15 protein-coding genes are annotated in these 12,114 nt (G+C 49.9%); 11 read left to right on the top strand and 4 right to left on the bottom strand.

Translation table 11 applies throughout. The annotated features are described in order from the left end of the window. The first annotated feature begins 68 nt into the window (after window positions 1-68). Together ACNA6I_RS12710 and ACNA6I_RS12705 are read left to right on the top strand one after the other, a co-directional pair. Window positions 69-1,775: a methyl-accepting chemotaxis protein gene (locus ACNA6I_RS12710; RefSeq protein WP_416313430.1), complete on the top strand. Its 1,707-nt coding sequence runs from the start codon at window positions 69-71 to the stop codon at window positions 1,773-1,775. 65 nt (window positions 1,776-1,840) lie between these two features. Beyond that, window positions 1,841-2,578, top strand: coding sequence for a class I SAM-dependent methyltransferase (locus tag ACNA6I_RS12705; protein ID WP_048005301.1), 738 nt, complete (start codon window positions 1,841-1,843; stop codon window positions 2,576-2,578). A gap of 50 nt (window positions 2,579-2,628) precedes the next feature. Here ACNA6I_RS12705 and ACNA6I_RS12700 read toward each other — a convergent pair whose 3' ends face one another. Beyond that, window positions 2,629-3,039: an OsmC family protein gene (locus ACNA6I_RS12700; RefSeq protein WP_048005300.1), complete on the bottom strand. Its 411-nt coding sequence runs from the start codon at window positions 3,037-3,039 to the stop codon at window positions 2,629-2,631. Window positions 3,040-3,281: 242 nt separating this feature from the next. Here ACNA6I_RS12700 and ACNA6I_RS12695 point away from each other — a divergent pair, with 242 nt between their 5' ends. The 5 genes from ACNA6I_RS12695 (at window position 3,282) to ACNA6I_RS12675 (ending at window position 6,834) form a co-directional block, all read left to right on the top strand. Further along, window positions 3,282-3,932: a hypothetical protein gene (locus ACNA6I_RS12695; RefSeq protein ID WP_148796581.1), complete on the top strand. Its 651-nt coding sequence runs from the start codon at window positions 3,282-3,284 to the stop codon at window positions 3,930-3,932. A gap of 85 nt (window positions 3,933-4,017) precedes the next feature. Then, on the top strand, window positions 4,018-4,644 hold the full coding sequence (locus ACNA6I_RS12690) for a hypothetical protein (protein WP_156183327.1): 627 nt from the start codon (window positions 4,018-4,020) through the stop codon (window positions 4,642-4,644). A 186-nt stretch (window positions 4,645-4,830) separates the two neighbouring features. Beyond that, window positions 4,831-5,517, top strand: a complete 687-nt coding sequence (locus ACNA6I_RS12685) for a hypothetical protein (RefSeq protein ID WP_159129385.1) — start codon at window positions 4,831-4,833, stop codon at window positions 5,515-5,517. Between the two features lie 168 nt (window positions 5,518-5,685). Continuing rightward, window positions 5,686-6,315 (top strand): hypothetical protein, encoded by a 630-nt coding sequence (locus ACNA6I_RS12680; RefSeq protein ID WP_148796575.1) that lies wholly within the window; start codon window positions 5,686-5,688, stop codon window positions 6,313-6,315. 27 nt (window positions 6,316-6,342) lie between these two features. Next, window positions 6,343-6,834 (top strand): hypothetical protein, encoded by a 492-nt coding sequence (locus ACNA6I_RS12675; RefSeq protein ID WP_416313429.1) that lies wholly within the window; start codon window positions 6,343-6,345, stop codon window positions 6,832-6,834. A 173-nt stretch (window positions 6,835-7,007) separates the two neighbouring features. Here ACNA6I_RS12675 and ACNA6I_RS12670 read toward each other — a convergent pair whose 3' ends face one another. Beyond that, window positions 7,008-7,322 (bottom strand): SDR family NAD(P)-dependent oxidoreductase, encoded by a 315-nt coding sequence (locus tag ACNA6I_RS12670; RefSeq protein WP_416313428.1) that lies wholly within the window; start codon window positions 7,320-7,322, stop codon window positions 7,008-7,010. A 135-nt stretch (window positions 7,323-7,457) separates the two neighbouring features. Here ACNA6I_RS12670 and ACNA6I_RS12665 point away from each other — a divergent pair, with 135 nt between their 5' ends. Together ACNA6I_RS12665 and ACNA6I_RS12660 are read left to right on the top strand one after the other, a co-directional pair. Further along, window positions 7,458-8,399 carry a pectinesterase family protein gene (locus tag ACNA6I_RS12665; RefSeq protein ID WP_148796573.1) on the top strand — a complete coding sequence of 314 codons (942 nt, stop codon included), beginning with the start codon at window positions 7,458-7,460 and terminating at the stop codon, window positions 8,397-8,399. A 90-nt stretch (window positions 8,400-8,489) separates the two neighbouring features. Then, window positions 8,490-8,804, top strand: coding sequence for a hypothetical protein (locus ACNA6I_RS12660; protein ID WP_048005281.1), 315 nt, complete (start codon window positions 8,490-8,492; stop codon window positions 8,802-8,804). A gap of 39 nt (window positions 8,805-8,843) precedes the next feature. On the opposite strand, the gene ACNA6I_RS12655 is transcribed toward ACNA6I_RS12660, so the two are convergent. Next, window positions 8,844-9,077, bottom strand: coding sequence for a DUF3953 domain-containing protein (locus ACNA6I_RS12655; RefSeq protein ID WP_416313427.1), 234 nt, complete (start codon window positions 9,075-9,077; stop codon window positions 8,844-8,846). Between the two features lie 108 nt (window positions 9,078-9,185). Between ACNA6I_RS12655 and ACNA6I_RS12650 the strand changes: the two genes are divergently transcribed. Both ACNA6I_RS12650 and ACNA6I_RS12645 read left to right on the top strand, forming a co-directional pair. Further along, window positions 9,186-9,635 (top strand): AraC family transcriptional regulator, encoded by a 450-nt coding sequence (locus tag ACNA6I_RS12650; protein WP_416313762.1) that lies wholly within the window; start codon window positions 9,186-9,188, stop codon window positions 9,633-9,635. A 244-nt stretch (window positions 9,636-9,879) separates the two neighbouring features. After that, a complete protein-coding gene (locus tag ACNA6I_RS12645; RefSeq protein WP_416313426.1) occupies window positions 9,880-11,793 on the top strand; it encodes a S9 family peptidase in 1,914 nt (637 codons plus the stop codon). 100 nt (window positions 11,794-11,893) lie between these two features. Here ACNA6I_RS12645 and ACNA6I_RS12640 read toward each other — a convergent pair whose 3' ends face one another. Continuing rightward, a complete protein-coding gene (locus tag ACNA6I_RS12640; protein WP_251527859.1) occupies window positions 11,894-12,061 on the bottom strand; it encodes a hypothetical protein in 168 nt (55 codons plus the stop codon). Window positions 12,062-12,114 lie beyond the last annotated feature (53 nt).

Genomic DNA, 12,114 nt, shown 5'->3' with positions numbered 1-12,114 from the left:
TACAAAAATAACAGACTTTTTTACAACTATAGTTGGATTTTTATTCCAGAGAATGGGAGCGTGGCAGGATGCTGAAGAATGTGAGGGTGAGCAGGAAGATTGCGGTGTTGATTGTGTGTGCGCTGGTATTCATTTGTGTGGTGGGGGCAACGGGGTATATCTATATGAAAGGGATGGCGGCCAATACGGCTGAAATGTATGATAAGCGACTGAAATCGATTCAGCAGATGATGGAGGTTGAGATCCATAACCGCACGGTAGATGCCATGGCCATGGAGTTGATGGTATCTGAGGGTCCGGAACGAGTAGCCTTTTTAGAAAAGGAAATCGAGAAGACGCTGAGTGATAATGAGGCGATCATTTCGTCCTATCGTCAAAACCGCACCGAATACACGATGGGAAAGATCCGTGCGTATGAAGAACTTGTTACATCGTATAAAGAAGAACTGAAGGCTGCAACGGATCTGGCATCCCGCTCGGATAGCAATGCACAGGCGTACCGGATCCTCATTGACCGGGTCCAACCGTACCGGACGGAAATCGGCCTGATCATCGATGAATTGACCTCCCACAATGAAAAAGAGGCTGCCAACCTTCAAAAGGCCAACGAATCCTATTTCAAACAAGCAACGGTCATCCAGACGACGGCAGTCGCATTGTCTGCTTTACTCTGCCTGCTTCTCGGCATCGCCATCGTCCGCATGATCGTCGGTCCGATCAAAGAGATGAGGGGGCTGATGAGACGGGCGGCCGATGGAGATCTGACCGTGGAAAGCACCTACCGCTCGAAGGATGAAATCGGGTCTCTCGGGACCTCATTCAATCACATGGTCGCCGGCATCAAGTCGGTGATTGCCCACATCAAAGAAAGCTCGGAGCTGCTTGCCGCTTCATCTGAGGAGATGCTTGCCAGTACGGATCATACGACAGAAGCGACAGAACACATCGTCCGGAATATCCAGGACCTCGCCCAGGGGACCACACATCAGGTACGGATCATCGGAGCGATGTCCGAAAGCATCGGGGAAATGTCCGCCGGTGCCCAGCAGATCGCCGCAAGCTCACAGCAGGCAGCTGCCACTTCCTCTGAAGCATCACGCCAGGCAAAAGACGGGAATGAAGCCATCTCAAGCGTCGTCGCCCAGATGAAAAAGATCGAGGAGAGCATGACGCACCTGTCAACGAACACGGCCAAACTCGAGGAGCGCTCCTCCAAGATCGGTGAAATCACGACCATCATCACGGGCATCGCCTCCCAGACGAACCTCCTCTCCTTGAACGCCGCCATTGAAGCTGCCCGGGCCGGTGAACATGGACGCGGATTTGCCGTCGTCGCATCGGAAGTGGGCAAGCTTGCGGAGCAGTCGGCCCGTTCGGCAAAGGAAATTGAACAACTCATCACGACCATACAGGAAGAAACCACCTCCATGACGAATCTTATGGAGGAGGCAACATTCAACGTCACGACAGGAAAACAGGTGGTCTCGGCAGCCGGGGAAGCCTTCACCACCATCACTACCTCTGCACAGGAAGTGCTCGCACAAATCCAGGAAGTATCGGCTTCATCCGGCCAGATGTCCGCCAGCACCGAACAGCTCGTAGGCGGTATATCAGGGATCGATGACCACGCCAAACTCACCACCGAAGGCACCCAAAACGTCTCCGCCGCCACCGAAGAACAGCTCGCCACCATGGAGGAGATCTCAGCCACCACTGCATCACTCGCCACCATGGCCGACGACCTCCAAAAGCTCGTCAGCCGTTTCACAGTCTAGCGCACGGGTGGCGTACGGGGACCGTCCCCATGCGCCACTCACCATTTCAAAAAAGGAGAGGACATATGACCGAATACAGAGGTTCGACCGTTTATGATAATGAAGCGTTTTTTGATCAGTACACGAAGCGAAGGGGCAGGCGCGACAGTCCGAATAATGCCATCGAAGGACCGGTGATGGTGGAGCTGATGGGGGATTATGAGGATGCCCGGATCCTGGACCTCGGCTCCGGTGACGGGGCGTTCGGGACGGCACTCCTTGAAGGGGGAGCTGGCTCCTATACCGGGGTGGACGGATCGAGCCAGATGGTGGAGGCGGCAAGGGCATCCCTTGCCGGTCACCCCCAGGCGACAATCCTTCATGAAACCCTGGAGACCTATGCATTCCCTGAAGCAAGCTTCGACCTGGTCACTTCCCGTTTTGTGCTTCACTACATAGAAGACATCGAGAGCATCTTCAGGAGCATCCACTTGACGCTGACACCCGGCGGGCGCTTCATTTTCAGCCTTCAGCATCCCCTCACCACGTCCTCTTTCGCCAGCAAGGAGAACGGAGAACGTCGCGGAAGCTGGATCGTGGATGATTATTTCCGTACAGGTGAACGGAAGGAACCTTGGATCGATCAGACCGTGGTGAAATATCACCGCACGACTGAGCAGTATTTCACGGCGCTGACCGAAGCGGGATTCCGCGTGGATACCCTTCGGGAAGGTCATCCACAGCGGGAGCATTTCTCGAGCGATGAGGAATATGAGCGACGTTTGAGGATCCCCGTCGTGTTGCTTTTCTCGTGTGAAAAATAATCATGAAAAAAGATTGCCGTCCCTTCAGGCAATCTTTTTTTTCGTTCGGGCTATTTTTCTTGTGAAGGATGTTTCTCATCAATGAGGTGGATCTTGAACGTAATCTCCATAGAAGAAATGACCGATTGAATCATGCTGCAGTTAGTCAAAACGAGCTGTGAAATACGCTCTGCCTGCTTTTCCGTCAGGCTATGGTCAGTTTGAACGCATGCAGTGAAATGGATCTCTTCGATCCGGTTCGCTTCTTCCGGATTTCTCACGTAGTCCGCCAGAATTTCCATATGGGCAACATCCATCCGCTTTTTCGTTAAGATGGTGCGAAGCAATGTCCCGCTGCATCCTGCCAGGGAAGAGATGAATAATTGAAACGGGCGATATCCTTCCTCTTCATTGGTCGATACGGAAAGATCCCCGAAGGTGGTACCGGTTGTGACGGAGTCTTCATGAATGGTGAACTTCATGGATCGCACCCCTTTCGTAGAGATATAAGTGATATACCCTTGTGAGTATTATATCAAAACGTTTAGTAAGAAATACAGAAGTGTCATGAGGGATCGTCCTCATGATTTTTTTCTTTAAATGTAATAAAAAGGATTCGCTGCGTGGAAAATGGGTAAATCAAAATGAGCAATTGGAATCATTATGGAAAAACATGAGTGCTGTGATCGGACACATATGTGGAAAAGGAAAGGTGATGGATGGAATGAAAAGGATACTGATGATCGTGTTCGTTGCAATCATGCTGAGCGGATGCTCGCTGACGAAACTTGGAAAGGTGTTTCCGTCCAGTTCCCCGTCAGAGGAAACGGGCGGGGAGGAGACAGCCCAAGAAAAGTCTGATGAGCCATCGAATTTAGATAAAGCCAATGCACTTGTGGAAGAAGCGAATAAGAAGCTGGATGAGATCGAACGGGGAGATGAACCGGTCAAAGGGGAAGGCGAACTGCTGCTTTTCATTGAACAGGAAGTGTTTCCGATCGGCCAGCGGGAAGCGGCTGTAGAGGAAAGATTGTATGAGGCACTGTCCGCTTTCGAAATGGATGGGGACAAAGAGGCAGCGTATGAGACGGTGGATTGGGCCATGAAGGAATACGAATCCATCCTTGAGGATGCAAAAAATGTCCGGACCTACATGGATGAACAGGAACCGCTCAAGGAAGAATTGATCCATGGCGTGATGCTCTTCCAGGAATACCTCAGGATGATCAGGGATGCCATCGATGATCCTTCCGAGTGGACCGGAGCGAACATCATGGGCGCGGAATATGATGCATCCGTGAAAAAGTACCATAGCATGGTCACAGAGCTCAGCGAGAAGTATGGCATCAACTATCAGGTCGGACAGCCTGAATAAAGAGATAAGTAGGAGAAAGTCCAAGAGGAAAGGGCTAACTCCCCTTAAAGATCCAAAAGACGAAACAGGATGGGTGGTCACTGGAATGAAGAGATTACTAGTTTTCGTGCTGCTTCCCTTTTTACTGAGTGGATGCAGCCTGATGAAGTTGGAAAAGATCAATTCGTCAAACACAGAGGCGGAGGATGCAGAAGCGGTTGCAACCGATGAAGAATCAACGGAAGATAAAGGGAACGACCAGGATCAGAAGACGGAAGGCAATCAGGCAGCCAAGGATGAATCTTCCAAGAACGGAAGCATGACCCCGGCAGACGAATTCACCCGATTCATAGAAGAGGATATGAGTGACATTTCAGTCATGGAATATAACATACAAGTCAGTCTGTCCCAAGCCCAAAGGGAACCTGCCGAGGATAAGGATCAGGCGATGAAGGATGCGTTGGAAAGGGCCATCGCAGGATATGAGCAGCTCTCGATGAAGATGGAGGCCATCGAAGTGGAATCGGATGAGCTGGTCAAGCTGAAGCAAGAGGCGCTTGAGGGATTCAGCATCTATCAGGAGTATCTCATTCTCAACAGGGAATTGATCGATGACCCATCAAAAGACGAGGAGATGATGGCAAAGAACCTTGAATATCAACGGGCAAAAGGAACCTACCAGTCTCATCTTGAGGATCTTGCCGATGAGTATGGGTATTCGTTTGAACAATGATGTTTAATTGAAAAGCAGTGCGGTTGGCGATCCTGACGATCCCAAGCTTTCAGGTTCCCACATGTCGACACGACCGCCAGTCTTATTTTATTACCAGGAATCCAGACCAAAAGTCATCGGCAAAAAGTTACAAAAATAGGGTTATCCTCTCAAAATATGGGTAAATCAAAGTGAACAATTGCCAATATGATGGAAGAACCTGTCGAGGTGTGGAGTATGATCAATCACGCAATGAAGAAATTCCTGTTGCCCGTCCTGTTCCTCCTCCTATTGAGTGGATGCGGGGGCATGGAGGATGAGAAGGCGAAGTCTCAGCCAAAGGAACCGGATGCCGGTGCGTCGGATAAAGAGCCTGCGCCGAAAGAGCAAGAGGAAGTCAGGAAAGATCCAGCTGCCTCTACTGAGAGAAAGGACGGCACGACTAAGGGCGAAGGGGGGGAGGAGACGGAAGATAAAGCGCAGTTCATGCAGTTCATCGCCGTGAGCGTCCCTGCCATCGGTCAACAGGAAATGGTGATCCGCCAGAAGGTACAGGACGGGGTCGATCTCTATGAGATGAACGGGGACAAGGAAGCCGCCAGGAAGGCTCTGGATGAGGGCATCTCGGAATACGGATCCCTGGTCGAACAGGCAGAAAGCCTTCCGGCAGAATCAGATGAACTGAAGCCCGTGAAGGAGGAGCTCGTCAACGGGTTCAAGCTGTACAGGGATACACTCGATCTCATCAGGAAGACCATCGATGACCCATCCTTGAGCACAAAGGTGGAAGAAAAGACGCTTGAATACGGAGAGTCAGTCGAGCGATACCGCACGCTGGTGGATGACATCAGTAAGGAATACGGAATTGACTATGAGATGGCTCCCCCTTCCTGACCCATGCTATCCCTTCTTTAACGTTTCTGGGAAAAAAGACACAAGATAGAGCAGTCCCGACTGGACGGCCGAAACAAAATGAATCGATGGAATCATTATGGAAAACCCAGAGAAATGGTATTATGTGAAAGGTTTAGAAATTGGCAGGGAATGGGTGTGCAACAGGAAATGAAAAAGATACTGATCATCATGCTACTTGCACTGCTATTGAGCGGATGCGGGTTACAGAAGGCGGCAAAGGTCCTTACAGCTGATTCGGAGGCAGAGGATAAAACCGCAGAAGCAGAAGCGAAATTGGAAGAATCGAAGAAAGAGCTTGAGAGACTGAAAGAAGAAATGGACGGTTCATTGGGGGATGCCCTCAAAGAGGATAGCGATGGTGCGACTTCTCCAGGTACTCCTGAGGAACAGTTCGAGCACTTTGTGGATGTGGATATGGCAGAAGTCGGTGAACTTGAAATGGACATCCAGAACTCCATCCTGCAAGCAAGCGAACAGCCGGAACAAGAACTGATCGAGGTCCTGGATCAGGCCATCATCGATTATGATGAAGTGATCGAGAGGGTCGAAGCCATCAAGGTGGACTCGGAAGAACTACAGAAAGCGAAAGAAGGAGCACTAGAGGGAGTGAACCTGTATAAAGAATCCCTCGTCCTCTACAGGGAAACCTTTAATGACCCTGGGAAGGAAGCAGAAATGAATGCCAAAGGGGATGAATTCGAGAAGTCGGCGGCAGCGTTCCATGACAATCTGAATGAACTCGCGGCGAAGTATGGGTACACGTATACACAACCATAAAACAGAACTTTACAAAGGGGAATTAGAATGAAGAAACTTATGTTAGCGTCAGCACTACTTTTTCTTTTATCAGGGTGCAGCCTTGGTGTATTTGGGAGCGGCAAGGCGGATGAACTGGTCGAGTTCAATAATGAACAACTGAATAAGATCATTGAAATGGAAGAAAAAGCGAATGAGCCGATTTTAGAGGCAGTGACCAGTTATGATATCGAAGCACTCATTGCCGGAATCCAAGATGCCAAGCCGCAATATGATAAGATGCTGAAGGAAATCGATTCGTGGGAGTTCAAGACAGATGAGGTAGAGGCGAAAGCAAAGCAGCTGCGTGAAGTCGTGAAAATGAGCAGGGAAAACCTCGACGTTCAACAAGAAGCCTTTGAGACAGAGGACGAGGAACTGATGACGAAAGCGGATGAGACCCAGATGAAAATCGAAGAGAAAGCGGTCAAGTTCGATAAAGATCTGAAGAAGCTTGCAGATGAGTGGGACGTTGAGATCACTGATCAGGAATTGGAATAAGAAGAATAGAAGAAACCGACAGCTAGATCATCATCCTGCTGTCGGTTTTTTTTGTTGTGTATCATCTCGTGAAGCGATCAACCGCCAGCAGATTGCTGTCGACGGTGAAAGGGTGTATAGGCTCCACCAAGCAGAGGGTCCCTTGTACAAACAAGGGCCTTCCTGAATTTTTCTTATACAGATGTCGCACCCTGCCCACCGTCAATGCGGTAGTAAGAACCTGTGATGAAGGAGGCGCGGTCGGAGGAGAGGAAGAGCATAAGATCGGCAATTTCCTCAGCTGTTGCATAGCGGTTCATCGGAACGCTTGCTTCGAATCCTTTACGTGCTTCTTCTTCGTGGCCTTTCGCTGCATTCGTTTCAATGGAGCGCATCATGGCTGTATCCACGCCTGAGGGTGCCACAGCGTTGACGCGGATTCCATAATCGGCGACTTCCAGAGCAGCAGCCAACCCGATTCCTCCTGCGGCACCTGTGACTTCGATCAATGCTCGAAAACGGTTAGTAATAACTGGATGATACTATCCGTTTAACGCATAATCAGTAAAAAATCCGTCTGAAAGAAAGGGTTTTCAATGCTATAAAGAGAAGAGGGATAGCAAGAGCACAAAAAGGGAGATGGAATGGACATGAAGGTAGAAGTGGCTAAGAGGAAAATTGTAGTAGGTAAGGGGAGGGACGGCAACGTTTCTACAATCCAGGAAGCTTTAAATCTCTGCACGGGAGAAGAAGGGCATGTACAAATCAACATCCTAAGTGGGGAATATCGGGAGAATCTATTCATCTATCAATCCAATCTAACTCTCTGTGGAATAGGCGATGTAAACATTGTCAGCGGTCGCTATGCTAGAGAGTTGGATCAAAATGGGGTCGAAATAGGGACCTTCCAAACTGCCACAGTGTTCATCAATGCTGAAAATGTGGTGATGAGTAACCTCACGATTACGAATGATGCAGGACCTGGTGAGAAGGTAGGGCAAGCGGTGGCGATGTACTCGGAAGGAGATCGCGTTTCCTTCAACAACTGTCGTTTCAAAGGGTATCAGGATACTATTTGTCTAGGTCCACTCCCGGATTTGCAAAAAACGGGTCTTCCCTTTTCTACACCGGAGCTGAAGAATCACTTTGAGAGTAAGAGGAGCGAGTTTACCCACTGCATGATTGAAGGAACGGTCGATTTTATCTTTGGGGGCGGCGAGGCCGTATTCCGACAATGTGAAATTAAGTCCCTTAAACGTCCCAATCAGGATGAGAGCTTCATCTCCGCTGCTTCTACACCTGAAGGTCAGGTCCGTGGCCTGCTATTCGAAGAGTGCTACATCACTGCTGAAGAAGGGACGGGAAACGTATACCTCGGACGTCCATGGAGGGCATATGGAAAAACGATATTCTCAAGGTGCTTGATGGGGTCCCATCTTCATCCTGATCGCTGGGATGATTGGGAAGATCCAGCCAATCGCCTTACGACTACCTATGTCGAGGACCGAAATGATTACGAAAGGTTAAAAGATATCACTATTCCAGACTGGATTACCTTTATTCCTAAGGAACAGAATGAAAAATAATGTGTAGGGTGGACATGATGTCCATCTTTTTATTTTAATTGAAACTTATCGATGAGTCTCTTCGTAAAGGTAGAAAAAGGGAGGTAATCCATGAACCGGTTCAGAACGATCGCGTTTTTCCTGGCGGCCCTGATCATCCTCTCCGGATGCCGCGTCGAATGGTCCAGCTCGACTGGCAAGGTGGAAGAAGAAGAGCAGGGGTTCACCCTCGACCTGTACAACAATCTTGAAAAAGGCATGACCTACCCTGAAGTCGTGGAGGTAATGGGTCAACCGGGCGTACCGGAAGGGGAGGAAGACAACGGGGAAAATGATTCAGTCTACAGATGGGAAGAGGAAGAGAAGATGGTGATCATTTCCTTCCAGCGAGGGCGGCTTATAATGAAAGAGCAGTTTGGGTTATGAAGAAATGCACCGTCATCTGACGGTGCATTTTTTTGTGCCTTATATGCCCAGCATGGCCCGAAACGAGGTGTAAAATAATAATAAGCATACCCCGACCAGACAACTGGCTGACACCTTTTTATTATTCTTGTACTCTTCAATCCCCATGACAAGCATCGCACCGCCCATGAATAGAAGCATAAGGGGTGCATAACTGAAATCATCCGACAGCATTCCGTAAAGAGCGAATGAGATGGTAATGATGGCAAACAGAAAACGCAGGATCTTTAACAAGGAAATGCCTCCAATCAACGTACTGTTCTCACCGTATCATATATGGAGACTTTTAAAAATCCCCTTGAAAAACATTTTATACCATATTACCTTCAAATGGAGGAGGAGATCGACATGATGATAGAAGAGATTCCAGAGCTGAGAATCGCCTATTTCAGGAACATAGGCCCGTATGGAGGAGAATCAAATAAAGAACTCATGGAAAAGGTGAAATCGTGGGCAAGGAAGAATGACCTCATGAATGATTCCGTGATACTCGGAATCCCACGGGACCACCCGGATTTCACACCACCGGAAGCCTGCCGCTACGACACAGCCGTGGTGATCGCCGCAGAAATCGAGGTGACCGGAGGTGCAATGGAGGGGGTATTTACAGGGGGCAAATACGCCGTATTCACACTGGCTCACACCGAAGAAGCCATAACGGAATGGTGGAAGTACATGCCATCAGATATTGAAAAGAGCGGTTTATCCATAAGAAACCAGCCCATCGTCGAACGGTACACCGATGAACTGATCAGGCAGCATCGGTGTGAAATGCTCGTTCCTGTTGAATAAGAAGTAGTGGTGGCACAGACGGACACCTATCCTGTCGTGAGCCATCAGAAACCACCATGACCAAAAAGTGCAATGAAGCGGAGGGCGCCCGACTCCAACGGGAAAAGAGCGAAGATCGAGACCCCGGAAGCGCAGCTGAGGAGGCTCGACGCCCTCCCCGTGGAAAGCGGGCGCCCGCAGCGGAATGGAACGTCCCATAAGGAATACAGACCCTATCCCAGACGTGAATTTCTAAACATCCAACATGGAATTTTATGTTAAACTAACACCAAACCCTGCCATCCGGCAGGCACCACTAAAACAGAGCGGCGGGATTCCATTGAACGATACAAAATCAGACTACATAAGCATAAAAGACCTTCTTTCCCTACCGACACTATCCGATGTCACGATCAGCGAATGCGGCCAACGATCGGCTTTCGTCAAGCGGACAGCAGATTGGGAACGAGACGCATACATCACCTATATCGAAGTACATGAAAAAGGTGAAAAGACGGCCGAGGTCCGACCTGGTTTCCGTCCATCATGGTCGCCCTGTTCGGATCAGCTTGCCTTCATGCGTAAACAGCCCAACGGAAATCAACTCTTCATACAGTCTATGAAAGAAGGGAAGCGAGTCCAACTGACGGATGTAGAAGGAGGGGTCGCTTCTTACAAATGGGATCCGACAGGCAAGGGATTCTACTTCACCGCACCCACTCATACCGGGCATCACCGGCTCCATTATCTTGATCTTGAAGAGAGGGATTCACTCCTTCCTCTATTAGAAGAAGGAGTCCATGTTTTGGATTTTGATCTTTCCCTCGATGGAGGAAGGATCATTTTCCTGGCGAGTCCGGGACCGGATGCCGATGACGCTCACAAGGCGGAGATGTACTTGTTGAACAAGTTCACTGGAGTTGTGCAAAAGATTGAAGAAAGCAGGCGCCTTGGTGGACAGGTGAGCATGTCGCCGGAAGGGACACACATCTGCTATACGGTGAGTCGCGAGGAAAAGGATTACTACCGAACCCATATCCCAGACAGCACTCTCGAGATTCATGACCTGACGACGGGGGAAAGGATGCAGCCCCTATCCGAAGCCGATTCCACTTGGATGCCGATCCGCTGGACAGAACAAGGAATCCTTGTGAAATGGCAGGACCGGACGAACGGGAGGATCGGGCTCATCCAACCGGATGGAAACCTGGAATCCTACAGCCATGAGGATGGCTACACGCTCGGAGCTTCCATATCATCAGACGGCCATCATCTGGCATGCCTGAAGGCACATCCGAATGAAACCGTGGAACTCTATGTGGATGGAGAGAAGGTGACCGATGAGAATGCCTTGCTGAGCCATAAGCGCATCAGCCGGAAAAAGGTGATCACTTGGTCCAATCCCAATGGCGAAACGATTGAAGGGGTTCTATCCATACCTGAAGACATGGAACGAGATCGGGCGCATCCGCTCCTGGTCCTGGTCCATGGTGGTCCAAACTGGGCATCTTTCCCGTTTCAATCGACTTCCTTCAATAATAAGTATCCCGTCGAGTCGTTCATCGCACAGGGCTTCATCGTCCTTGAACCGAACTACAGGGGTAGCACGGGGTATGGGGATGTCTTCATGAAGGCGAATGCCCGCAATCTGGGGATCGGTGATTATGAGGATGTAATGTCAGGCGTCGACGCCCTGGTGGAGCAGGGGATGGCAGACAGAGATGCAGTAGGCATCATGGGGTGGAGCCAGGGAGGATTCATCACCGCGTTCTCGTCCATCTACAGCAACCGGTTCAAGGCGGCATCCGTCGGCGGGGGGATCAGCAACTGGGTGACGAACTACACGACGACCGACCTTCCCTCCAACGTCCTCAGCTATCTCGGTGATACCCCTTGGAATGACCCGGAAATCTATGCCAAGTGCTCACCGATATGGTATGTACAATCCGCACGCACACCGACGCTTATCCAGCACGGAGAAGCCGACGCAAGGGTGCCGGTTGAGAACGCCCATGAACTTTACAAAGGCCTGAAAGATCAAGGGGTGGAGGTTGAGCTCGAAATCTTCACAGGAATGGGCTACAGCTCTGACCATCCGGAGGTTCATAAATTGATCATGGAGCAAAACCTTGAATGGTTCACCCGTCATATTCTTGATGGAGGAAGGCAGAAACGTTGAACAGAGTAACCATTCTTTTTTAAGAAAGTGTGCTGAAGGGAGCACTGCAACCAAATGAACGGTTGTGGGTGGCAGGGAAGATTAGGAGTTGAACCCATCATTAAAAACCACTGAGTGCAATGAAGCGGAGGGCGTCCGACTCCAACGGGAAAAGAGGGAAGATCGAGACCCCGGAAGCGCAGCTGAGGAGGCTCGACTCCCTCCCCGTGGAAAGCGGGCGCCCGCAGCGGCATGGAACGGTCTTTTCATTAATGCACACTTTCTTCATGACGGGAGGAGTTTCATCAAATTTCCCTTTGACACAAGGAATTGATATTCAGT

The sequence above is a fragment of the Rossellomorea sp. FS2 genome (genome assembly GCF_047915635.1).
In the GTDB taxonomy this organism is placed as follows: domain Bacteria; phylum Bacillota; class Bacilli; order Bacillales; family Bacillaceae_B; genus Rossellomorea; species Rossellomorea marisflavi_A.
Note: the sequence above shows the minus strand (reverse complement) of the source record. Positions and strands in the feature narration are given on the sequence as shown.